This window comes from Candidatus Defluviilinea proxima, from assembly GCA_016721115.1.
GTDB classification, from domain to species: domain Bacteria; phylum Chloroflexota; class Anaerolineae; order Anaerolineales; family Villigracilaceae; genus Defluviilinea; species Defluviilinea proxima.
On record JADKIW010000001.1, the window covers coordinates 361,988 to 385,849 of the forward strand.

Sequence of the window (23,862 nt, forward strand, 5' to 3'; positions counted from 1 at the left end):
GTAAGCAATGCCCACCAGTGCATCATCTACTTTCCTCCTTGCTCAAGCGAACGAGCGTGGAAGAGAAACGAATAAATTAAACCCGTAGGGGCGAAGCAGTGCTACATTTTATATTTATGCCGTGCGGTAATATCCCACATCCACCGAATAGACCTGTCCCCGCTTGATGATCTGTTTCACCAGGTTTGTCCCGTAGCGATACCCAATGTGACGATAATCGGGCACGGAGAGGATCAACATGTCCGCTTGTTTGCCGACTTCGATAGAACCAACTGTATCGGCACGGCGAATGGCATGTGCAGAATTAATGGTGGCTGCGGCGATGGCTTGAGCAGGTGTGATGCGCATGGCACGACAGGCAAGCGCGATCACAAATTGCATGGACTCATTCCATGTAGTGCCGGGATTACAGTCGGTGGCGAGGGCGAAGATGCCATCAGCTTCGATGATCTTTTTGGCGGGGGTGTAATCACATTCGGCGAGCCCAAATGGAGTGCAGGGAAGTGACACGGCAACCGTATCCGATTTCCCCAACGCGGCGATGTCAGCATCAGATGTCTTCACCAAATGATCTGCAGACACGGCTCCCAACTCTACCGCGAGCGATACACCGCCAAGATTGTCGAATTCGTCAGCGTGGATCTTGAGCGGGAATTTCAGCGACCCAGCTTTGGTCAAGATCTGACGCGATTGCTCAAGCGTGAACGCGCCCGTTTCACAGAATACATCCACAAAGGGTAGTGGACGTCGTGGAGCATGAGTCTCCCACCATTCTTTGAGCATGGGTAACATCGTCTCGCTTACAAGGTCGGTATACCCTTGCGAGTTTTCTTTATATTCGGGGGGAATGGCGTGCGCACCGAGGAAGGTGGGGACAATTTCAATCGGAGTTTCATCATCAACAGTGAGCAGGGCTTTGAGCAGACGAAGCTCGGTGGCGGTTTGCAGGCCGTATCCCGTTTTGGCTTCGACGGTAGTAGTGCCGTTTCTGAACATACGCAACAAACGCGGACGTGCCTGCGCAACAAGCGATTCGATGGAAGCAGTACGCGTCGCACGGACCGTGGAGAGGATGCCGCCACCTTCAGCCAGAATCTCAAGATAAGGCTTACCTGCCATCTTCATCTCGAACTCGTTCGCACGGTCACCGCCCCAAATGACGTGTGAATGCGGGTCCACAAACCCCGGCATGACCACACAGCGATTCGCGTCGAGAGTCGGTTCATTGGGATAAGAGGCGCGGAGTTCAGCCGTTGTGCCAACCGCGACAATTTTTTCATCGCGCACGACGACCGCACCATCTTCGATGATGCCAAGTGTTCCGAGGGCGTGACCGCGTTGCGGTCCGCCTGCGAGGGTGAGGAGTTGGGAGGAAGAGTGGATGAGCATGGGAGGCTCCAGTTGTTATTGAGAAGTAGACAACAATGTTATTTAACCACAGATAAACACGAATGAACACTGTGTAATAATGTAATTCAACTTGCGGTTATACTCACCTATATCCATCCTCCTTCCATCTCCATAGGAGACTTTACAATGAAAATTGAATTTGTAGCGAGCGATCAATTATCAGAAACGCAAAAGGAGGGTCTTAAACGGTTGAGAAACACCATATATCCAGACGCAATGCTGACAACAACGATCAACAAGCAGTTTGTTCGTGCGTCACCGCAGTGGTCGGTTTTGGTGTGGGATGAAGATGAATTGGTCTCACGAGTGGGACTGCTTAAGCGTGAGATCATGAGCAACGGCGAGATAAAAATAATTGGTGGAATCGGGGGCATGTTGGCAAACCTTGAAAGCCAGAACAAAGGTCATACGAGCGAAGCGATGCGGGAAGCCGCGAGAGTCTTGAATGAAGAATTGAAGGTTTCGTTCGCGCTTTTATTTTGTCCATCACGGTCGGTTGAGTTTTATAAACGTATGAACTGGAAATCTTTTCAGGGAAGCATATTGGTTGACCAAAGGAAGGGAAAGGTCGAATTCACAGGTAATCATCCCATGGTTTTGGATGTGAGAGAAACCGCTCCAATAGAGGGATCATTGGACCTCAACGGTTATCCGTGGTGATTTGATCGAGAGATCAATGGCAAGCACTGTTCACTTACGAGACGCTTGGATCTTATTTCGTATTCTTCAATAGATACGTTGTGAGACTTCCCTCTTTGGGCGGCATTTCATAACTAAAGATCAGATTCTCCTCATCAAACGCAGACGGTTCCCACGCAGGGAAATCTGCAGAGATCGAAACAAGCCTTGATCCACGCTTCATCATTTTCTCCAAATACGAAGCGAGCTTGGCCACTTCCTTTGACGTGGCATACACATACACCACATCCGCTTTGCTCAGATCTGATTTAAAAAAGTCCCCCCACTGAATCTGTACCTTGTTAGCTAGTCCACTTGCGGTGACCCGTAACCAGATCAACGCGCATTGGACCGGTCCAATTTCAATACCGATCGCTTTCGCCCCGAATTCCTTCGCCGCAATGAAAAGGACACGTCCATCACCTGCACCAAGATCATAAAGAAGTTCATCCTGCTTCAAGTTCACCATCTGCAATGCTTTGCGGATGCGATCTGGTTTTGTCGGCTTGGAGGGAAGCCCATAAAACGCAGGGACAAGAATCCACAGCAGGGCCAAAACGAAGAGCAGTAGATTCAAACCAAGCAGGCTAAGGACAAGCATGGAAGTTTATTCCGGGGATTTCAGTTTCAAGAACGTACGTGTCATAAAATACGCCGCCAGCAGCGACAGCAGGATCATCGCAACGAAGAAGCCAATGATGGCGTAGTTCCCAGAATTGAAGATCGGCGATGGAGGCGGGTGCATCACATTATCGGCTGTGGCAAAGACCACGCGCAGGACAATAATATAGATGATGTTCGCCAGTGATGTGACCCAATCTACGCTGATGAGCCAGAGGCCGACTTGCAACAACACACCCGTCACTGCAAAGATCAACGCGAGGCGAAAGCGCGGCTCAACGAGGAAGAGTCCGTTCCAGTTGGCCTGCATCGCCCACAGTGACAGCGGAAGATACGTCACCCAAAAGACAATGCCTGTACGCCCAAGCGCGGCAGACCAGTTGTGGAACACATCCTTTTTGGAGATCAGCGCGAGCAAACCCGCGAGCCCCGCAACAAGAAAAGCCAACTCCGCCGCCAACACCCATGCGCCATGCAGATACACGATCCGCACATTGGAGCCAAGCGACTGTTCTTCCGGTCCGAATAAGGCCAGAAGAGCTATTAAAACAACCGCGATGAAAAACAAAGCGATGGGTGATTTGAGTTTCGACATAGCCCGATTTTACTCTATGAGAATGGCAACATAGATAAGAAGAGCCAGTCAATGTTGACTGGCTCTAATCTTTTCCTGAAAATTATTCCGTCACTGTGATAAGAGGCGGAGAAACATTAACCGTATCTTTTTCTTTCGGCAAATACAAAGCTACAGCCAGTCCCAGCCCTGCGGCGACAAGCACCTGATTCCAGACAGCTAACACAAAATCCAACCAATTCATTTGATAGGCATATAGGCGTGTTACCAACACACTGACAGCAATATTAAGCGCCATGTGGAAAAAGATCGCCACAGCCACAGGGATGGATGCCGCACGTTGCCGCCCGCGGGTGGACGCTTCACGTACCAGCCAAACAGGCGCAACCAACGCCACCGTAAAACGGTATATCAACGCCACCAGAGCCACTACATAGAACGGAATGTAATCCGTCCATTCGCCGCCATAGCGCCCAAAGACAACAGTGGGAAGTAGATATCCCAACAGCAACAGGAAACTTAGTCCGCCATGTTTACGGGCAAACAGTTTTCCAATGAAAACCAACAACAGAAATGGAAGTGAACTATATAAATAAGATATTGGAGTCTGGAGGAAAAACAATTTGATACTTTCCCAATTAGCACCAAAATAAAACACATCTCGCTCATACGAACGGTAAGTCTCTGCGACAAGTTGAAAGGCAAGCAACACACCATACAAAGCCAGCCATGCCCAGGCAGTTCTTGAAAACTGGCGACGGCGCACGCTATACCAGACCAATCCGCATATGAGAATCAAACAAGCAAGTACAGGTACAAAATAATATGGATCAAGTGCAAAGTCAAACACCTTCCATATGACTTTAGAACGGGGCATGAAAGGCAATTTGCCAAGCAGGTAAATTGGACTATAACTTTGTAAAGTCCCGTACAGCAAACCTAGCGGTATCAAACCCCACACCGGGAAACGGCGTGTAAAAGCCCAAACGAACAACACCGGCACGATCAAAACGAAAGCCGCGCGATAGTAAACAATGAAAAACCAATCGTTATCCGATATCACCTGTTCGATCTGGCTGATAAAAAAGACCAAGCCAGGGATCAACACCAACAACACACCCTTCCAAGGTAACGGAGCGTTGGGCATGGCTTCCAACAACCCCACTTGGGCATTGGGGGCGCTAACATGCTCAATCACGACAGTCTTTCCAACATCTACAAGTGTTCTTAACCATAGGAATAACAACCCTAACCCACCCCGTTTTTGATACGCCTCCCGACATTGATCGGTGAAAACGTGGAACATCTCGGTTTCATATGTTGTACGATAAGACTGTGGATATAAACGCAGCAATTGACGATAAATGTGTTGCGAAAATTCTATTGACTGATTCGGTTTCATTATGTCTCCTCAATTGAGCGGGTTTTCAAGCCGCTTGATGCGTGCTACTTTAACGGCTTGTGTCAGCCGTTGGTTCTCCTCCACAGCCAGTTTACGGCCGAGTGCGGTCAGCCGATAATAACGCCGCCGTTCATCGTCCAGGGCGGGGTCGGGGCGTTCGTCCACTTCCACGATCAGGTCTGCGGCTAGCAACCGCTTGATCGTGCCATACAATGTGCCGGGTCCAAGTTTGATTCGCCCGGTCGTTTGGTCTTCCACATCTTTCATGATGGCATAACCGTGTTTATCGCCATCTGCCAACGCAAGCAGAATATGGAATACCGCAGGCGTTAAAGGCTGGCCTGGAACAAAAGCTGAATTGGTGTCGGGCATGGAAACCTCTTTTATATCTACAATGGATATATCTGTTACGGATATATATCAGAAGCAGGGAGAATTGTCAAGCGCCTTAGTTGGGACAAGATATACTTGGCAAATGGAAATTCAACCTCCTGCCAGCATTGCATTGGATTCGCTTGGAATCCCCCATCGCCTCTTTATTCACAGGACGCCTGTCACCAGTTTCGAGGAGGCGGCTTCTGCCCGAGGGCAACGCCCCGAACAGATCGTACGAAGTATCTTGTTTCAAATACGAGATGGAGAATTTGTGATGGTCTTGATGGCGGGACCTGCACAAGTGGATTGGAAGAAATTACGTCAACTCGTGAAAAGGTCACGCTTACGAATGGCGACTGAAGAAGAAGTATTGGAAGTGACGGGATACAGGATCGGGACGGTGAGTCCGTTTGGGTTGAAGAATCAGGTTCGAGTTATGATGGACGCGTCCGTTTTGAGGGAGGAGGAAATTTCCATCGGGTCAGGAGTCCGCAATACGGCGATCCTCATGAAGAGTAGCGATGTCCAAAAAGCATTAGGCCAAGTGGAGATCGTGGAGCTGGCAGAATCTTCTTGACAAAATTCAGTGACTGAATTATAGTAAAGGAGTAAAGTCTATAGAATTGATAGACTTATTAGACTATGAGACTTTCCAAACGCGGTGAATACGGCCTTCGGGCAATGATCATGCTGGCGGGTACCCCCGACTCAGATACCTCCCTGCCTATGGTGCAGATCAAAGAGATCTCGCAACGCGAGCAGATCTCAACGAAGTTCCTTGAGCAGATCCTGCTGACGCTCAAGAATGCAGGGTTGCTCCATAGCAAGATGGGTGTCGGTGGCGGGTATTACCTGGCCAGGCCTGCCAGTGAGATCAGCCTCGGGCAGATCTTCCGCGTGTTAGATGGGCCTGTGGCTCCGATCAAATGCGTGAGCCAGATGGCTTATGAGCCCTGCGGCTGCCCTGATGAACAAACTTGCGGATTACGTATGGTGATGGGCGATGTGCGAAATGCCATTGCTGATATTCTGGATACCACCACGTTGGCCGATGTAGCCAAACGGCAAAGCGCGGTCCGTAAGAAGCTCGGCAGTAAAAAGTAATCACTTTGAGAAAGCCCTGAAATGGGCGCTTTTTCTTGGCTCAAAAGTCTACTAGTACTATAGACATTATAGATTACAAACAAACATAACATAGGAGAGATACACATGCGTAAGCAAACTTTGACAGGGGTGACCATCCTTCTACTATTGGCAGTATTGCTGTCAGCGTGCGGAACTACCGCTCCTGCTGAATCAACCGTCCCTGAGTCTGACGCGAGCACTTCCTCCACTGAAACATTGAGTGGGACCATATCCGTCTCTGGTGCGTTCGCCCTCTACCCCATGATGACCATTTGGGCAGAAGAGTTCACCAAGGTTCATCCCGATGTGCAATTTGATGTGCAAGGCGGCGGCGCCGGCAAAGGCATGACCGATACCATCGCAGGTGCCGTGGACATCGGCATGATCTCACGTAGCATCAAACCCGAGGAAGAATCACAGGGCATTTTCTGGGTGTCAGTGACCAAGGATGCGGTATTCCCCATCGTCAGCGCACAAAACCCATATGCCAACGAGATCCTAGCAAAAGGGATTTCACAAGAAACCTTCGCAAAGATATTTGTCACTGGCGAGATCAAGACCTGGGGTGAAGTGATCGGCAAGCCTGAAGTCACTGACGAGATCCATGTATTCACTCGTTCTGATTCCGCAGGCGCGGCAGAGATGTGGGCAAAGTTCGGCGGCGGCAAAGCACAGGATGATCTCAAAGGCATCGGCATCAATGGCGAACCCGCCATGGTGGATACAGTAATCAAAGACCCGTTGGGCATTGGGTATGGAAACCTGAACAGTGTGTTCGACCTGACCAGCGGCAACGTAATGACGGGCGTTATCATCCCGCCAATCGACATCAACACGAATGGTCAGGCAGATGCAGATGAAGTATACAAGGTCAAGGATGATGCATTCGCCGCCGTAGCAAATGGCAAGTATCCATCCCCTCCCGCTCGTTTTGAGAACCTTGCCACCAAAGGCAAACCATCCGGTCTCACCTTGGCATTCATTCAATGGATCTTGACCGACGGTCAACAATATCTTGAACAGGCTGGGTATGTAAAACTCACACCTGAACAACAAGCAGAGTCATTAGCGAAGATCAAATAGAGACAGTTCAAATTTTTATCACCACAGAGTACACAGCGACGAACTCTCCGTGTACTCTGTGGCTAAGGACCAAATGAGCGAAACACTTTCCCTCAAAACCAAAAACCAAACAGAAGGTCGGGTGATCCGACCTTCCACCCTGGCTCGGGCACGTCAGGATCGAACCGCGAAAAATGTTTTCTTCATTGTCACACTCCTGCCTGTCATTTTGATCGCCATCATCACCATCGCGCTCTTCCTGCGTGCCTTGCCCATCCTCAAAGCCTACCCACTCACAGACCTGCTCTTTGGCGAAGTGTGGAAACCCAGCACGGGGTTATTCGGCTTCAAACCTTTTATCATCGGCACAATTTGGGTCACAGCAGTCGGTGTGTTGTTTGCAGTGCCGCCCTGTTTGCTCGTTTCTATTTATCTTGCAGAATATGCACACGCAAGAACACGCTCCGCCGCCAAACCCATTTTGGATCTGCTTGCCGCCATCCCACCTGTGGTCTATGGCGTATGGGGGCTCCTCGCCATCGTCCCATTTGTGGATGAAGTGCTCGCGCCTCTTTCGGACCGATGGCTTGGTTCTGTTTCGATCTTCTCTGTCAACCAACCGACAGGGTTCGGAATCCTCGCGGCAGGACTTGTGCTTGCCGTGATGATCGCACCGTTGATCATCTCAGTAGTTTATGAAGTGTTCGCCACCGTACCCAATGATTTGCGCAACGCATCGCTTGCGGTCGGCGCAACCAAGTGGCAAACCATTCGCAATATTGTCCTGCCACAAGTTCTGCCAGGGATCATTGCCGCAGTGGTGCTTGCCGCTTCTCGCGCATTTGGTGAAACCATCGCCGTCTTGATCGTGGTCGGCAATGTCACCCAAATCCCCACTTCGATCTTCGACTCAGCGTATCCACTCCCCGCCTTGATCGCCAACAACTACGGTGACATGATGTCCATTCCGTTATACGATGCGGCATTGCTGGGTGCGGCGCTTGTCTTGTTGGTCGTTATCTTGATCTTCAATATCCTTTCCACGATCATATTACAACGAGTAAAGAGGCGAGCATGGGCATGATGAAGAAAAAGCACTGGCAAAGACGTCACCTCGTGGAAACCTTCATGACGACCATCATGCGGGTTTCACTGATAATCGTTGCAGGCGCACTGGGTCTCATCCTTTGGACGATCCTTGTTCGCGGCTTACCCGCCCTCACCTGGGACATGATCTCACAAAGTCCTAAAGGCGGTTTTTACATGGGCAAAGAAGGTGGCGTGCTGAATGCCATCATCGGGTCGGCTTATCTTGCCGTCGGCGGGACACTCCTCGCGATCATCTTCAGTCTGCCCATTGCGCTCTATCTCAAAGCTTATCTCGGTGACTCGAAATGGGGCGAGTACGTCCGTTTATCTTTGGATGTCTTGTGGGGCATTCCATCAATTGTTTATGGCGCGTTCGGTTTCACTTTGATGATCGCCATCGGCATGCGTGCGTCACTGTTGGCAGGCATCATTGTGTTGGCATTGGTCGAACTCCCCATCATGGCCCGCGCCATGGACGAAGTTATTCGCCGCATGCCCGTTGACCAGGAACATGCCGCCCTCGCTCTCGGCTCCACCAAATTGGAAGTAGCACTACGCGTGGTGGTTCGACAAATGTTGCCGGGCATTGTCACAGCCGTTTTGCTGGCGTTCGGCCGTGGCATTGGCGATGCGGCGTCGGTCTTATTCACCGCTGGATACACGGACCGAGTCGTCACATCGTTGATGCGGCCCACGGCTTCTCTGCCACTGGCTGTGTTCTTTCAACTCGGCTCCCCTTACCCTGAAGTACAACAGCGCGGATATGCTTCCGCGTTGATCTTAACGATTATCGTTTTAGCGGTCAGCCTGGGTTCACGCTGGCTTTCATCACGGCTGAATAAATATACGGTGAAATAATATTTGGAATCGGACAGCTTGCTGTCCAATATCCAGAAGCAAGCTTCTGGATTCCAAAAGGAGAATTTATGGACACACACATCCAAGTCAAAAATCTCAACGCCTTTTACGGCAAGCAACAAGCTTTGAAAGATATCAACATCGAAATCCCCAAGAAACAAATCACTGTCATCATGGGGCCATCGGGTTGTGGCAAGACCACATTACTCAAGACCTTCAATCGCTTCTTCGAATTGACAGAAGGCACACAGATCCATGGCGATGTGCTGATCGACGGGCAGGATATTTACGAAAACGATGTGGATGTGACCGAGGTCCGCAAGTGCGTGGGATTACTGGCACAACGCCCCTCGCCACTGCCCATGTCCATTTACGAGAATGTCGTCTATGGCATGCACATTCATAAACTAAAGAAAGACCGCACAGACTATAAAGCGGCGGTAAAACATTATCTTGAAATCGCAGGCTTATGGGAGGAAGTGCATAAGAGATTGCATGATCCTGCCACCAGCCTTTCCATCGGACAACAACAACGACTCTGCCTTGCGCGCGGGCTGGCAGTGGAACCAGAGATCATCCTCGGCGACGAACCTACCTCCGCGCTGGACCCGATCTCATCACAGAACATCGAGGCGCGTTTGTTGGAGTTGAAAAATCAATACACCACCGTGATCGTGACCCACACGTTGCGGCAAGCCAAACGCCTCGCGGACTATGTTATCTACATGTATATGGGTGAAGTGGTCGAATCAGGCCCCGCGCAGGAAGTGTTCAACAACCCGCAACATAAACGCACAAAACAGTATCTTGAGGGATTGTTCTAAGATTAGAGCGATTCGACCCTACGAGATGATTAGCCACAGAACGCTCAGAAGAAAATCCCTGGGCATTCTGTGGCTAACATTTTAAAAGCGTCTTTCCTAAAGCAGTTATAATCATTTGTATGAAACATTTTCGAGTTTTACTTCTGTCTTTGATCTGTTTTATGCTTTTCTCGCAAGTATCTGCGCAATCGGACAAGCCGCTCGCCCTCGTGATGACCGCTGACGGCCCTATTGAGCCCGCGATGTTGGAGTATTTCAAACGGGGAATTAGCACTGCCGAACAGCGCAACGCAGACCTTCTCATTGTTCAATTAAATACCCCCGGCGGGGGCATCGGAACCATGCTCGAAATCGTCAACGCGATTCGTTCGAGCAAGGTCCCTGTGGTGATCTATGTAGCGCCACGCGGGGCGATCGCGGCCAGCGCGGGAGCATTGATCACGATGGCAGGACAGGCTTCTGCGATGGCACCCGAAACGACCATTGGGGCGGTGATCCCGATTGATGGCTCAGGACAAAACCTTGACTCGGATCTCAGGACAAAGGAGATCAACACTCTAAAGGAAAAGATCCATCCCTTTGTGTCACCGCGCGGCGATGCGGCCCTCAAGCTTGCCGAGTCGATGATCGAAAAAGGGACATCGGCTGATGCAAACAAAGCACTCGATGCAAAACTTGTAGACTTCCTTGCCGATGACATTGACGAACTACTGACCAAACTCGATGGCTTGACCGTTCAAATGAGCGATGGACCGCGCACGCTCCACACGGCCAACGCCCGAACAGAACCACTCGATATGAGCTTTATCGAGAGTTTCCTTTTAATGCTCACCAACTCAAACATCGCTTTTCTTTTGCTGGCCATCGGTGTGCAAGCCATACTGATCGAGATCTCGCATCCCGGTGGATGGGCGGCTGGCTTTCTTGGTGTGGTCTGTCTCTCACTGGCGGTATACGGCATGGGCGTGTTGCCGATCAACTGGTTCGGTATGATCTTCCTCGTTACTGCTTTCGTGTTATTCATCCTTGATATCAAAGCGCCCACGCACGGCGCACTGACCGTGGCAGGTGTTGCCTCATTCATCGTTGGTTCGCTGATGTTGTTCAACTCACCGGGCACGCCGCAATTCCAACGGGTATCGGTGCCATTGGTGGTGGGCATGGGCATCTTCCTCGGGCTGATGTTCTTCGGCATTCTACTGCTTGCGTTACGAACCATCCATGGCCCGGTACTGACCGGGGTGGAACAATATATCGGGAAAGCTGGAACAGCCAAAACGTGGAATGAAGCGGGCGGTCAGGTCCAATTGGAATCGGAGCTGTGGAGCGCGGAAAAGGTTGCCGAGTCCGAGCAAATCAGTAAGGGCGATACAGTGGAAGTCGTCGAAGTAAAAGGTTTACGATTGAAAGTCAAAAAGATAAAATAATTGGACGAAAGCGATTCAAACTTAACTTATGCCTGCTACACCTACGAGAGACCGGGTCATCCCCGAAAAAGACGTTCGCCCACTGCGCCGCCCCGAATGGATCAAGGTGCGCGCGCCCGCGGGCGAGAATTACGAACGCGTGCATGGATTGATGCGTTCGAAGGAATTACATACCGTTTGCGAAGAGGCCATGTGCCCGAACCTCGGCGAATGCTGGGGAAGCGGCACCGCAACCTTCTTGATGCTCGGTGACGTGTGCACACGCACCTGCGCCTTCTGCGATATCAAACATGGCAAGCCCGGACTGTTGGACTGGGGCGAAGCGGAACGCGTGGCGCAGGCGGTCAAGTCGATGGAGTTGAAACATGCGGTCATAACGTCTGTGAACCGCGACGAACGACGCGACGGCGGCGCTCCGATCTTTGCGATGGTCATTCGCCGCATTCGTGAATTGCGACCGGGCTGTTCGATCGAAGTGTTGATCCCCGATTTCAAAGGCTCTGTCGAAGCGTTGAAGATCGTGATGGAAGCACGCCCCGAAATTTTGAACCATAACGTGGAAACAGTTCCGCGATTATTCAAGACCGTCCAGCCACAGGATAATTACGAGTGGGCCGCGGCCACGTTATCGAATGCGAAAAAACTCGACCCCGAAGTGTTGACCAAATCGGGCATCATGGTAGGCCTCGGCGAAACCATGGATGAGGTCAAGGCCGTGATGCGTGACCAACGATCGTGGGGCGTGGACATTCTGACGATCGGTCAGTACCTGCAACCAAGCAAAAAACACATGCCCATCTCGCGTTATTACACGATGGAAGAGTTCGCTGAACTGCGTGACTTCGGCAAAGAGATCGGTTTCCAATGGGTGGAGTCGAACCCGCTGGTGAGGTCTTCGTATCACGCGGCGGAACAGGTGAGAGCGTTAAGTGTGGTGCATCGCAAGTTGTATGGGGAGAGTCAGTAGCACTTAGCGGTTAGCTTTTAGCTATTAGCGGATAGCGATTCGTGAGAGTAACTCCTGTCGAGAGGTCGGCGGGAGTTTTTTATTGTTGGTTATTTTCTGCAGGCTTATAATGCTGTTATGGAGTATATAAGATGTTATACAGCAATATTGCTGTATAACATCCCAAATTGGGTGTTTATACGGCGCGCTGTACAAACACTAGTTAGCCGCCTGTCTTTGAAAATTTTCATCTTTGATGTGGAGAAAATATGTATCTTGACATCGTGCTAGTTGATTACCTAAATCCCGATGGGGTATTAACGACCTACCGAATTACTCCAAAAGAGTCTGGTGAGAAAGTCGTTATTGATAGATTGCGAGATATAGATACAAAATTTTCTAGTCATGACTCTATGGACATTGGCGGAGCAAGAATTTACAACACATCATCTTGTTCTATCCAAATCCAGCAAACTAAACTTAGAAAATATAGCCCGATGGATTCAGATGGCTTAATATTCTTTACATTAGAGCATTTAGGCATTCCAGTAGGTTCTCAACGACAGGCGCACGGCGGCTATTACAACTTCATTCTTCCGCCAAGTTTCAGGTTCACAGATTTACATATTGTTGACCCCTATGACAATAACGAACATGCAATCGAAAAGAAAAAGCATTTTCGCAGCGATGTAATTTGGGACACAAGTTGCAACACATCTTTAGCGAAAATGTTTCTTACATCGAGCAGGGGAACTTTTTCCTTTATATTGTTGGGGAGAGCCAAACTTTACGATGGAAATAACAAATCGGAATTTTTGAACGCACAAGAAACCCAATATGCTGTTTCAAGTATTTTTGATTACCATATCATTTCTGCGGATGGCAAAAAAACGCTTACAGACGATATTGCTAAAAAATCTGAATGGTTGGAACTCAAGCCCAATATCATGGGCTTTGGTATTAATCTGAATGCCATTATCAAAGATAGCATTCAAGCATTTCAAAATAAAGTCAAAAAGTAGCCCATAATTGGGGCGGCGGCTAACACCGCGTGCACTGGACAAGTGCGGGCTTTGCCCTCACTTGAAGGGATTCAGCGCCTTTGGCATTTTCTACCTTTGGCTTTTATCTGCTAATTCCCGCACTTGCCAGTAACGCCTGCCGTTAGGCGCTTAGGTATCTAATGGACACAAATCATATTTTCATTCAATTTAAACGACTAGAAAGACATTATCACGTATCGCTAAAACAAAAAGATGTTATTAGTTTTCTTGACTTGTCACATTGTCTGAGAATCTGGGTAGATATGAAAAGCCACATAGATTCTCTTGCCGAAGCCAAAGGTGTTCAACTAAAATTAACAAACACAATCACACAAAAAAGCGTCAAGAATATACTCAAAGGCAGCACATATACATATTTGCCTTTAGGTAGTGGGGTTGAAAGCCCAGGAGTAGAAGTAAGAGGTGTAAGAATTATCAACAAGGCACTCTCACCCGAAGAGGTCAAGAAACTTTATGAAGCGGGACCTCCCATAGCACAATCCACAAAACTTAGATTTTCTGAATGGCTCGCATCTGGCATATACGAAGTGCCATCCAAAGATGAAGCCCACCCACAAATAAGAATTTCGCGTGAAATTCTTATCAAGCGCGTTGCAAATATCTTAGGAGCAAGTCATCCAATTGGGACTGAAGAAGGAGATGAACGGGAAAATAAATTTGACCCTTATATTCTCGAATTGCACAACATTACTTTAGCAGATGGCTACCCAGCTACATACTACCAACTGCTGGAAATAGCAGACGACATATTAAATGCTACTCAGGGTCTATTTGAAAATCGCGCCTAACAAAGCGTGCAGCGGACGGCGGGGAATCTGCGCAAATCTCAAGCAGTTTCCTACGCCTTAGCATTTCTGGCTGGACGGCTTCGCCGTCCCCGCCCCAGCGCAGGTAACGCAAACCATTAGGCAAAAACCTATGCCTTTATTGTGTAAACAGTCATAAAATAGTTATCAAACTAAATTCTAGGAGAGGAACATGCAAACAGATTTTTCAGAATTGCTCCAATTAGTAGAGAACTACCAACCTATGAAAGACTGGGGGTTCACATTGAGTGCAAAACATGAGGGAGACCCAGAATCTTGGCTGGTGTACACATCACAGTGGTGCAAAATTAAGATTTACCATCGCAAAGATTTTCATCAGCAGATGCGTGAAGATTCACTGCACATTTACTATGGTCGAATTCATGCACTGGACGATTCTTCAACAATGGAGCACGAAGGGCAGATGTACTTCTGTTGGTTCAGTCCTAATAACCTTGACTATAGTTTCCTCGATGGAAAATCTCCTGAAGAAGCATTTAAGTCAAGATTTGATACTCCGCAGTTTCTCAGTGATTTATTTGCTCGTGCTAGAGAATCTGAGAACAAAGTTCCTCGGCTGCCAGGCGAATCGCAATTAAGATTTCAGAAGGCAATTTGGGATCAGTATGGACTTCGATTTTTTGAATTGCTGGATATTCGTCGTCCTGATCTATGGGATTCATATATCAGCTTCCTCAAGGAATATGCAAAACTGGAGTTTGCAAAAGAAGAACAAAAAAGAAAAGAGAATGAAGAGAGACTGGAGAAAATGTACTCTGAACGAAAAATAAAAATTTATAGACCCCCATCTAATGTTACTAAAACTCCTGAAATCCCACTTTATAATCGAATATGAAATGATTAGGTTGTTTCATGGTGATTCAATAACGAGTCTTGCAAAAATCGGTTTACCCAACACAACGTGCACTTGACGGGTGGGATTCTGTCGCATTTTCAGGCTTTTTCTGCGCCCTTTCATTTTTCTGGCTGGACGGCTTCGCCGTCCCCGCCCCGGGGCGGGTAACGCAAACCGTTAGGCAGTTACTTGCAAAATTATCACAAGGGAAATCCTATGAAGATCTGTCCTCATTGTAATCAAGAAAATCCAAAAGGCAGAGTTTTGTGTGTTCACTGTGGACGCAACCTGGAAAAAGTAACAAAAACTCGCACAATCATTAATTCGCTTTGGGGAATCATTGGTGGGCTGATACTTGTTTTTTTTGATACAGATATGGTGCTGTCAATTGGACATGTGATACCAATTCCGTACGGATTAAGCTTTATCGGTATTGGCGTTATAGTATATTGCATAGAAAATATCATTAATCAGGTAATGCCGAGTTCGCTACTTTGGACAGATATAAGTGAACAATCTATTCAAACAACCATGGACGAACACCATTTGTCGAAAGCAATAATTTTTGGTTTAATTGCAGGCTTTATTCCTGCTGTCTTCTGGTACAAGATTGCCACTCTAAGTGGATATCATTTCGGCGTTCTTGCAATACTAGTTGGCTGGGCGATTGGCAAATTTGTCACAATCGGTACGAGACAACGGCAAGAGATATCGGTACAAGTCACGAGTGTTATTCTGAGTTTGTCCATGCTGATCTTAACCGAATATTTCATCATCCGCTATTTTTTGGTCCAGTCGCTGGAATTCTCTCGCGTGCCAGTCTTCTTACCTGTGAATACCACAATCTCTTTACTAAGTGAGGTATGGAAAAACGAACCGATTACTATTTTATTTTGGATTATGTCTTTAGGATTGGCGTTTGCTGTTCCCAAAGGCTTGTATTTCAGCAAGCCGTATTCGGAGAGCTATCAAAAAGAGGTAAAGCAAATTCAGTAAAACTGCCTAACACCGCGTGCACTGGACAGGAGGTAGTCTGCGCCATTTACAGGCATTTTTCTGGCTTCGAGTTTATACTGCCCTCAGGCAGAGTCCACGCCCGCCCACACGCAGGTAACGCAAACCGTTGGAGTTCCTTGCAAAATAAATGTTTAGTTCAAAGCAAATTAACGATACTCGAAACCAGCTTTTTGTCCTCGCACAAGAAAAAGACAGACGCGATTTTTTGCGCTATGCCGTTGAGCTTATCGCAAAGATATTGAATCTATATTTTGTGGGAATATATCTTGCAGATGAAAAGAAAGAGTTTATCAATCTACAGGCTGGGAGTGGAGAATTTGGAGAAAAACTGCTCAAGCATGGGCATCAAATCATAATAACTGAAAGCGGAAATTTTAATGAGCAGGCTGGAACTGCCTACTTTCTGAATGAAGTACGTCTGACAGATTTAGAAGCAGGACAAATTTTTGCATGGAAAACCTCAGCCGAGAAAATTTCAGAAGCAAAAGTAGGTGATGGCATAAATTTATTTGGTGGTAGCCCAATATTTCCTCATTCATGGGCGAGCTTATTTTTACCAATTCAACGAAACGGAAATATATTGGGTGTATTGGAAATTACTTTCGATGTCATGCCCAATTTTAGTAATCCAGAAATATTAAAACTACAAGAAATAGCAAATGAAATTGCTTTAAAATTGGCGTAAATATTAAAGGCTCAGTTTCTTGTGGGCAAAAACCTGCCTAACAAAGTGTGCACCTGCCGCTGGGGAGTCTGCGGCAATTTCAGGCAGTTTCCCCGCCTTAGCCTTTTCTGGCTGGACGGCTTCGCCGTCCCCGCCCCAGCGCAGTAAACACCCTTCTGAGTCTTGAAGTAAAACAAGGAGAAGCCAACCATGAAACAAAAACCGCCTTCACAACCGATAAGCGCAAATAAATTAGGTGTAGGAGTTGTAATCGACGCCACCCTCGGTATGGCACTTAACGATAGTGTACCAGGAGCGGGATAAATGCAAGACACCATTATTGTCTACGGTCACCCAACCTGCCCAAACATCGGTCCAGTCAAAGGGCTACTAACACAATCGAAGGTCAAGTTTGAATATATTGATATTCATCAAGATAGCGTTGCCGCTGCTTGTGTTCGCACTATCAATAATGGCAATGAAAGTGTACCGACGCTTGTCTTTCCCGATGGTAGTACTTTGACTGAGCCGACTGTTGGAGAGCTCCAGTCTAAATTGAGATCCTTGGGATATAAAGTTGGTCTTGTCGCATGGTTGATTGGCAACATACGGCTTATTTTCTTTATAGTTGTTGGTGTTCTGATCGCCATTCTGATCACCGTGTTGCGCTCTTTCGGAGTTTTTTAGAAATGCCTTTTGCGAATGATTGGCAATCACATACTCCCACGCCGCCCAACACAGCATGCAGCAGAAAAGACCACCCCTATTAAGCATTACCACAAAGTTGAGAAAAGAAAATATGTCACCTAAAGTTGAAACTTTCACGCCACCCAATACCCCCAATCCTATTGGGCCATATAATCACATAGCAAAAGTTGGCCAATTCATTAGCATAGGCGGCACCGCTGGGGTAAATCCTCAATCAGGACAGCTTGCTGGGTCCGATGTGTATTCACAAACGAAGCAAATCCTTGAATCATTTCAAGTAATGCTCGAGTCTGTGTCATCAGACTTAGATCACATTGTCCACGTAAATATATTTCTCAAAGACATGCGGGATTTTGAAGAGATGAATCGTGCCTATGTTGAAGTGATGAGAAGTCACAGGCCAGCGAGAACTGTAATAGGTGTTAATGAATTGCCAAAACCTGGGGTATTGTTGACAATGAACTTGACGGCGGTTACAAAAGAATAAACATTAAGGCTAGTCTGCAAAAGCAGGCTAGCAGAGTGTTTCCAAAAGATAACGGGGAAACGGACGATCCACGGATGCAAACGATTGGTCGCTTCGCCAATTTCTAAAAAGTGGTTTTTCACCTTGACACAATAGAAAATACGTTCTATTATTCCACAAAGGAGAACAGCCATGAAAAAAGAAATCACCATCACACCCATCCACATTGCAGATCTACTCGCCGAGGGCGAACGGATGCCGGTCTACGTACACATTATTGACCATCCCGATGCGCGCGTGTTGGTTGACACTGGCATGACAGAACTACACCCGGCCGTAGCCGATATGAATCCCCGCCTCTTTCCATTGAACAAGCAGGACCTAGACCTCACTAGCATTGACATCGTCGTCAATACGCATCTGCACTTCGACCACTGCGGTGGCAACCACCTCTTCGCCGGTAAACCGATCTATGTCCAACGTCAGGAACTTGATGACGCGCACAGTAAGGACGATTACACGATTCGCGAGTGGGTTGATGCGCCCGGCGTGCAGTATGTGCCGGTCGATGGCGAGTTCGAACTGCTTCCCGGTCTACGGCTTGTCCCAGCCCCGGGCCATACAGATGGAATGCAAATGGTTGTCGTCGAGACTGACAGTCGTCCGATCATCGTCGGAGGTGACGTGGCGGTGTGGTTCGGCGAACTTGACGAGCCGCACACCGAAGGTCAACTCCGAGTACTCGCACTCAACCCCAAACAGGTTTGGCTCACCCACACAGATGAGCCGTGGCGACCTCATCATGAGGCTTAACTCCCACTGATACCCTCACAGACAAACATCCCTCCGTAGGGAAAAAATACCCCATTTGAGGCATAAAATTCAGATGGTTTTACTACGTTTTGGTGTATGATTGCGCCAATTAATTATTTCCCTGCCTCATGGAGGTTGAGTATGGCTGTAGTAGATATCTCACAAGCAAGCGGACGCGTCCCTGTCACTATATTTCGGTTCCGCGAACGTATCCATTTGGGGAATTTTGCCGAGTTGGAGAATACGGCAAAACAGGCGTATGAAAATGGGACCCGTGACCTTATCATTGACCTGGACAACTCCAACACGCTCACCAGTATCGGCTTACGCGCGCTCGTAGTGATCCACAAGATCATGGCACAGACAGACAATACAAAGCGTCTCAAAGTGGCTGGCGCGACCGCCATGATCAGCGAGATCATGCAAGTGACAGGTATTGCCGAATTTATAGATATTTACGATACGGTAGAAGAAGCCATCGCCTCGCTTTAGAGATTGAATCCTTTCAAGAAATCATATTGAGCGTCCTCCAACGCACAAAAAAAAGGGACTGGTTTTCGCCAGTCCCTTTTTGATTACATATCAACCTTTACGGTCTGTCTCTTATACCTTTTCACTGCTTCCCACCCTACCAACATCTTTTGTTTCTCATCCCACAACCTGAAGAACAACGACTTCAAACTATCCTTGAACGTCAACGGTTCGATCTGGAATTCAGGGTTCTCTGCGTGACATTCCTCAAGCTTGTAGTTCGGGATGCGCGGGCTAAGGTGATGAATATGATGGAAGCCGATGTTACCTGTGAACCACTGCAACAACTTAGGAAGTTTATAGAATGAACTGCCGTCCATGCCTGCGTTGAAGAACTCCCAATCGGCATGACGTTCCCAATACGTGGGATCGAAATTGTGTTGTACATAGAATAACCAAACACCCGATCCACATGCGATCAATAGAATAGGGACTTCCACCAACAGGAAATTCACCCAGCCAACCTCGATCATCAACCATGCGATCACGGCCGCCAACGCAATGTTCGTCCATATCACACTGCTACGTTCGCGCTTGCCAGCGCCCTTCTCCCAGAAGCGATGCGTCATCGTAAAGACAATAAAGGAACCGATGGTAAACAAGATCATCGGACTGCGCATGATGCGATAACCGATCTTCCTATACCACGGCGCGGCCAGATATTCTTCAACGGTCATCGTATACACATCACCGATACCACGACGATCCAGGTCACCGGCAGTAGCGTGATGGATGGCATGGCTGTGTTTCCACTGATAGAACGGTGTAAACACGAACACGCCCAGCACCAGTCCCAGCCTGTCATTTGCCTTTGCCGTTTTGAAGAACGATCCATGACAACAATCATGGAAAATAATGAACAGCCTCACCATAAATCCCGCTGTTGGCACAGCCAGGATCAATGTCAGCCAGTACCCCACTGTAAGACTGCGAACCATCAAGTACCATCCCAGAACAAACGGAATAAGCGAATTTGCCACCTGCCATGCACTCCGCCACGTTTCAGGAAACGCATATTTTGAAACGATCCCCTGCCATTTGAATTTTTCAGTTGCCATAGACATACCTCCAGTTGGAATGTCCGTCTATTGTACTTGATGAATTAGCTCAACTAAGGTCAATTCGGATAATGAACGCAGGATTAAATTTGCGCCTTCGATCACCAACAAAGAGGTAACAGGATTTGGGACCGCGACAACGAAGACCCCGGCTCGATTCGCCGCCTTCACACCGTTGGGAGAATCCTCGAAAATGATCGCTTCATTCTTCTGGACCTGTAACTGTTCCAGCGCCAATAAAAATAGATCTGGGTTTGGCTTGGTTCTACCAACACCCACATCGTCACGACAGATGACCTTGTCAAAAGAATCGAAGATACCAAGCCGTTGCGCGTGAACATCCACCCATGAGTGCGGTGAACTGGAGGCAATGGCAAGCTTGAGGCCAAGTCGCTTTGCCTCGCGGATGTAGTCCACTACCCCAGGCAGAATCGATTCACGCGCAATAGCGGCATGACTCTCCAGCCGATGACGGGAGCGCAGGGAAACAGAATCCAACCGTCCCTTCGAAAGAAGCGAAAGATGTTCCGCCGGGTCAAAGCTTGAGATGCCGTATCCGCCAATGATGCTTCCCCACTCCGAGATGGGGAGATCAAATCCAAATTCCTGATAAATATTTTTCCAAGCAAGGTATTCAGGGGTCTCTGTATCAAGGACGAGACCATCGAAATCGAAGATGAGTGCTTTGATCATAGGGTGCGATTATAAGCGGATAGATGGAAGATAATGAACGTTGATAATGGCCAGCCATATGGCTATAATATCTTCACCAAAGTTGTCCACTTTAAAAATTCAAGGAGCTTTTATGAAAATCAGTTTGATCCAAAAACTCGCATGGGTGTACGCAATTATGTTCGCCATTCTCGGTTCGTTGAGCTTTATTCCGTTTATCAATGATGTGCAGGGATATACGCTTGGGATATTCAAGTTGGAATGGTACGACAACCTTCTACATTATGTGTCGGGCGCATGGGCGGCATGGGCGGCATGGAGGTCACTCAAGGATTCAACGTTCTACTTCAAACTATTCGGCATTATCTATGGGTTGGATGGTGTGACAGGGTTTCTATTTGGGCAGGGATATCTGGATTGCGGCATCTTCCTCTTCGGTTACACCGCGCTGGATTGGAAACTCAAGTTCTTTGCCAACATTCCGCACATTGCCATCGGTGGCATCGCTGTACTCATCGGCTTTGTGTTAAGCAAACGTCTTGCATCAAATGAACAAGCGTAATAGAAAACCCGTAAGACGCGGGCTTGCCATCTTTTTCTGGCTCATTGTTCTCATTGCATTGGGGCCATCTCTCATTAATTTGCCACGCGCATTGATCGCGTGCAAGGTGTGGGAAAAGGTTGAGGAACCAGAATCAACTTTAGACGACGCGGCGATGCGTGATGCAATTGCAAAGATTCCCGATTATTATCGTCCTGAATCCAAAACGTATCTTACGCTTCCTGAGTGGTATATCGTCTATAGCACGGACGAATACGCGGCCTTCCTGCAGAAGAATAGTTCCAGTAATTTTCCATACTTCAAAGCTGTAGGGCAGTATTGGCAAAGTTATGTGGATGTGTGTCATGAGATCAAGGGACGTTATCCGTTCAATGGCGATTCGCAATTCACCGACGCTTTTATCGGCATCAGTTTCACCGCCGAGAATATGTTGAAGGGCGCCTACGAGGGCACCATCGGGCGCGTGACCGATTGGGTCAGTTCCGATAAGCCAACCGAAGAGGAAGTGTACGCGGCGCAAGTGGCGCAAGAGTATGGCGAGTTCCTACACACCACGCCGTGGTATTTCTTCCCGTTCAAAGAAAAACTTCAAGGTGTATGGCAGATCGATCTGTGGGGACAGGACCCGATCCGCAAATGGGAACGCAAGATCGCATTGACCATCGAATATGGTGGCAAGATCTTGTATGCAGGTCTGACCAATCTCGGCGCGCAGGCAACCTATGGTGGCGCAGATGTGGAGAAGATCTATGCGGTCACTTCGGGCATTACAAAGGACATGTTGAACGACAATCTTGAACTGACCGAACAGATAGACGATCAACGACAACTCATTTACATCACCCGCTTCGAATATTTTTCAGACACGGTTCCTGGCTTGCTGAAACGTGGGGTGCGTTTCATTGAGATTGCAGGCAATGACGAAATTCTCTTCACATTGATCGGCTCACAAGATGCGGACTATTCCTTCAAGCACGGAACGTATCTTTTCGATCTCCCGATTCTGACTCAAGAGGGGCTGACTCGTGTTGCAGTGAAAGTCCCCGTCGCTGACATGGCTTCGTTTTTGGATGAGTTGAAAGGGAAGAAGAATATCAAGTTCGAGCATATGTACGATTATTGAAAACGATTAACCACGAAGGGCACAAAGTACACAAAGGTTTAAGGGCTTTGGGCTCGTCTCCTTTGTGACCACACCTGCACTTGCATGCAGGTGCAAGTGTTGTGTCCTTTGTGTTTAAAGGATTTGAAATGAAAAAGATTCTGAGCTATCTTCTCAAAACAATCGGTTGGATATTCGGTCTACTGGTCGCTGTGATTCTGATCTTCACAGCGTTGGCAGGCTTGCGTGAAACAAAGACGCGACAAGAAGCCGCTCCATCTACTGGCAGATTCGTCCAAGCGGGAGATGTGGAGCTCTTTATTCAAGAGATGGGACCGGAAGACGGCCAGCCCATTCTCTTCATCCACGGCACTGCCGCATGGAGCGGACTCTGGCGCGAGACGATGACTCCATTGGCAGAGGCAGGCTATCGCTGTATCGCCATTGACATTCCCCCATTCGGCTTTTCCGAAAGGCCATCCAAGCCTTCCTATGACAACGTTTCTCAAGCAAAACGAATCATTGGGCTGATGGACTCATTGGGAATTGACCATGCCATCCTGTTCGGTCATTCCTTTGGCGGTGGTGCAACACTGGAAACCGCATTGACCATCCCCGAGCGAATCGATGCGTTGATCCTACTGGATGTTGGCGGGTTGAACCTCAATCTTCAGCCTACACCGCCAGACCGCAAGCCCACAGCCATTGATATGTTTTTAGGAACGCCTATTGTACGAAACCCTGTCATTGCCGTCACAGGGACAAATCCGCTATTCACGAAGACATTGATCTCTGCAATGGTTCTCGACCCCGATGATGTTACGAAAGAGAAGATCAAGATATTGCAAGAGCCACTTGTATTGAAAGGCGCAACAAACACATTAGGCGATTGGCTCCAGTCTGTGTTGGGAGTACAGAAAGAGTCGCTAACAATCAACCCCAAGAATTATGCGTCACTCACCATGCCCACTTTGATCGTTTGGGGTGACAGCGACACGGTCATTCCCATCAAAGAGGGAGAATACTTGCAAAGTCTTATCTCAGACTCTGAACTGGTAATGATGAAGGATGTGAATCACATCCCACATCTGGAAGATTTGGATGGATTGATGAAGATCGTGTTAGAGTTCCTGGCAAAATAAAAGACCTCGG

The 23,862-nt window shown here is 48.1% G+C and carries 28 protein-coding genes; 21 read left to right on the plus strand and 7 right to left on the minus strand.

Going from position 1 to position 23,862, the window contains the following annotated elements:
• Positions 1–114 precede the first annotated feature (114 nt).
• Entirely contained in the window at positions 115–1,389 is a 1,275-nt protein-coding gene (locus IPP66_01725) for an imidazolonepropionase (protein MBK9923986.1), read from the minus strand.
• Positions 1,390–1,536: 147 nt separating this feature from the next.
• Between IPP66_01725 and IPP66_01730 the strand changes: the two genes are divergently transcribed.
• Positions 1,537–2,070: a GNAT family N-acetyltransferase gene (locus IPP66_01730; protein MBK9923987.1), complete on the plus strand. Its 534-nt coding sequence runs from the start codon at positions 1,537–1,539 to the stop codon at positions 2,068–2,070.
• A 52-nt stretch (positions 2,071–2,122) separates the two neighbouring features.
• Here IPP66_01730 and IPP66_01735 read toward each other — a convergent pair whose 3' ends face one another.
• The 4 genes from IPP66_01735 to IPP66_01750 all read right to left on the minus strand — a co-directional run bounded on the left by IPP66_01735 (position 2,123) and on the right by IPP66_01750 (position 5,057).
• Entirely contained in the window at positions 2,123–2,689 is a 567-nt protein-coding gene (locus tag IPP66_01735; GenBank protein MBK9923988.1) for a class I SAM-dependent methyltransferase, read from the minus strand.
• 6 nt (positions 2,690–2,695) lie between these two features.
• Positions 2,696–3,304: a hypothetical protein gene (locus IPP66_01740; protein ID MBK9923989.1), complete on the minus strand. Its 609-nt coding sequence runs from the start codon at positions 3,302–3,304 to the stop codon at positions 2,696–2,698.
• An 82-nt stretch (positions 3,305–3,386) separates the two neighbouring features.
• On the minus strand, positions 3,387–4,685 hold the full coding sequence (locus IPP66_01745; GenBank protein ID MBK9923990.1) for a hypothetical protein: 1,299 nt from the start codon (positions 4,683–4,685) through the stop codon (positions 3,387–3,389).
• 9 nt (positions 4,686–4,694) lie between these two features.
• Positions 4,695–5,057: a PadR family transcriptional regulator gene (locus IPP66_01750; GenBank protein ID MBK9923991.1), complete on the minus strand. Its 363-nt coding sequence runs from the start codon at positions 5,055–5,057 to the stop codon at positions 4,695–4,697.
• A gap of 103 nt (positions 5,058–5,160) precedes the next feature.
• Here IPP66_01750 and IPP66_01755 point away from each other — a divergent pair, with 103 nt between their 5' ends.
• From IPP66_01755 to IPP66_01835, 17 genes are all read left to right on the plus strand, one after another.
• Entirely contained in the window at positions 5,161–5,637 is a 477-nt protein-coding gene (locus IPP66_01755; GenBank protein MBK9923992.1) for a YbaK/EbsC family protein, read from the plus strand.
• 65 nt (positions 5,638–5,702) lie between these two features.
• Entirely contained in the window at positions 5,703–6,164 is a 462-nt protein-coding gene (locus tag IPP66_01760; protein ID MBK9923993.1) for an Rrf2 family transcriptional regulator, read from the plus strand.
• A 105-nt stretch (positions 6,165–6,269) separates the two neighbouring features.
• Positions 6,270–7,268: a substrate-binding domain-containing protein gene (locus IPP66_01765; GenBank protein MBK9923994.1), complete on the plus strand. Its 999-nt coding sequence runs from the start codon at positions 6,270–6,272 to the stop codon at positions 7,266–7,268.
• Positions 7,269–7,341: 73 nt separating this feature from the next.
• Entirely contained in the window at positions 7,342–8,331 is a 990-nt protein-coding gene (gene pstC, locus IPP66_01770; protein MBK9923995.1) for a phosphate ABC transporter permease subunit PstC, read from the plus strand.
• Positions 8,328–9,194 (plus strand): phosphate ABC transporter permease PstA, encoded by an 867-nt coding sequence (gene pstA / locus IPP66_01775; GenBank protein MBK9923996.1) that lies wholly within the window; start codon positions 8,328–8,330, stop codon positions 9,192–9,194. Before pstC ends, pstA begins: the two co-directional genes overlap by 4 nt.
• A gap of 68 nt (positions 9,195–9,262) precedes the next feature.
• Positions 9,263–10,018, plus strand: coding sequence for a phosphate ABC transporter ATP-binding protein (locus IPP66_01780; GenBank protein MBK9923997.1), 756 nt, complete (start codon positions 9,263–9,265; stop codon positions 10,016–10,018).
• A gap of 161 nt (positions 10,019–10,179) precedes the next feature.
• Positions 10,180–11,445 (plus strand): nodulation protein NfeD, encoded by a 1,266-nt coding sequence (locus IPP66_01785; GenBank protein MBK9923998.1) that lies wholly within the window; start codon positions 10,180–10,182, stop codon positions 11,443–11,445.
• Positions 11,446–11,473: 28 nt separating this feature from the next.
• Positions 11,474–12,412, plus strand: a complete 939-nt coding sequence (gene lipA / locus IPP66_01790; protein ID MBK9923999.1) for a lipoyl synthase — start codon at positions 11,474–11,476, stop codon at positions 12,410–12,412.
• Positions 12,413–12,660: 248 nt separating this feature from the next.
• Positions 12,661–13,413 carry a hypothetical protein gene (locus IPP66_01795; GenBank protein ID MBK9924000.1) on the plus strand — a complete coding sequence of 251 codons (753 nt, stop codon included), beginning with the start codon at positions 12,661–12,663 and terminating at the stop codon, positions 13,411–13,413.
• Positions 13,414–13,574: 161 nt separating this feature from the next.
• Positions 13,575–14,243 carry a hypothetical protein gene (locus IPP66_01800; protein MBK9924001.1) on the plus strand — a complete coding sequence of 223 codons (669 nt, stop codon included), beginning with the start codon at positions 13,575–13,577 and terminating at the stop codon, positions 14,241–14,243.
• 190 nt (positions 14,244–14,433) lie between these two features.
• Positions 14,434–15,117 carry a hypothetical protein gene (locus IPP66_01805; GenBank protein ID MBK9924002.1) on the plus strand — a complete coding sequence of 228 codons (684 nt, stop codon included), beginning with the start codon at positions 14,434–14,436 and terminating at the stop codon, positions 15,115–15,117.
• 216 nt (positions 15,118–15,333) lie between these two features.
• On the plus strand, positions 15,334–16,113 hold the full coding sequence (locus IPP66_01810; GenBank protein ID MBK9924003.1) for a hypothetical protein: 780 nt from the start codon (positions 15,334–15,336) through the stop codon (positions 16,111–16,113).
• Positions 16,114–16,261: 148 nt separating this feature from the next.
• Positions 16,262–16,819, plus strand: coding sequence for a hypothetical protein (locus tag IPP66_01815; protein MBK9924004.1), 558 nt, complete (start codon positions 16,262–16,264; stop codon positions 16,817–16,819).
• 303 nt (positions 16,820–17,122) lie between these two features.
• Positions 17,123–17,485, plus strand: coding sequence for a hypothetical protein (locus tag IPP66_01820; protein ID MBK9924005.1), 363 nt, complete (start codon positions 17,123–17,125; stop codon positions 17,483–17,485).
• 112 nt (positions 17,486–17,597) lie between these two features.
• Positions 17,598–17,993, plus strand: a complete 396-nt coding sequence (locus tag IPP66_01825) for a RidA family protein (GenBank protein MBK9924006.1) — start codon at positions 17,598–17,600, stop codon at positions 17,991–17,993.
• A gap of 171 nt (positions 17,994–18,164) precedes the next feature.
• Positions 18,165–18,785 (plus strand): MBL fold metallo-hydrolase, encoded by a 621-nt coding sequence (locus IPP66_01830; protein MBK9924007.1) that lies wholly within the window; start codon positions 18,165–18,167, stop codon positions 18,783–18,785.
• A gap of 141 nt (positions 18,786–18,926) precedes the next feature.
• A complete protein-coding gene (locus IPP66_01835) occupies positions 18,927–19,277 on the plus strand; it encodes an STAS domain-containing protein (protein ID MBK9924008.1) in 351 nt (116 codons plus the stop codon).
• 83 nt (positions 19,278–19,360) lie between these two features.
• Here the strand turns inward: IPP66_01835 and IPP66_01840 are convergent, their stop codons facing one another.
• Both IPP66_01840 and IPP66_01845 read right to left on the minus strand, forming a co-directional pair.
• The gene (locus tag IPP66_01840; protein ID MBK9924009.1) at positions 19,361–20,374 is read right to left on the minus strand and encodes a fatty acid desaturase; all 1,014 of its coding nucleotides are present in this window, start codon (positions 20,372–20,374) and stop codon (positions 19,361–19,363) included.
• A 27-nt stretch (positions 20,375–20,401) separates the two neighbouring features.
• Positions 20,402–21,067, minus strand: a complete 666-nt coding sequence (locus IPP66_01845; GenBank protein MBK9924010.1) for an HAD family phosphatase — start codon at positions 21,065–21,067, stop codon at positions 20,402–20,404.
• 58 nt (positions 21,068–21,125) lie between these two features.
• Between IPP66_01845 and IPP66_01850 the strand changes: the two genes are divergently transcribed.
• From IPP66_01850 to IPP66_01860, 3 genes are all read left to right on the plus strand, one after another.
• Positions 21,126–21,608 carry a DUF4383 domain-containing protein gene (locus tag IPP66_01850; protein MBK9924011.1) on the plus strand — a complete coding sequence of 161 codons (483 nt, stop codon included), beginning with the start codon at positions 21,126–21,128 and terminating at the stop codon, positions 21,606–21,608.
• Positions 21,595–22,731 (plus strand): hypothetical protein, encoded by a 1,137-nt coding sequence (locus tag IPP66_01855; protein MBK9924012.1) that lies wholly within the window; start codon positions 21,595–21,597, stop codon positions 22,729–22,731. The genes IPP66_01850 and IPP66_01855 overlap by 14 nt, the downstream gene beginning before the upstream one ends.
• A 128-nt stretch (positions 22,732–22,859) precedes the next feature.
• The gene (locus tag IPP66_01860) at positions 22,860–23,852 is read left to right on the plus strand and encodes an alpha/beta hydrolase (protein ID MBK9924013.1); all 993 of its coding nucleotides are present in this window, start codon (positions 22,860–22,862) and stop codon (positions 23,850–23,852) included.
• Positions 23,853–23,862 lie beyond the last annotated feature (10 nt).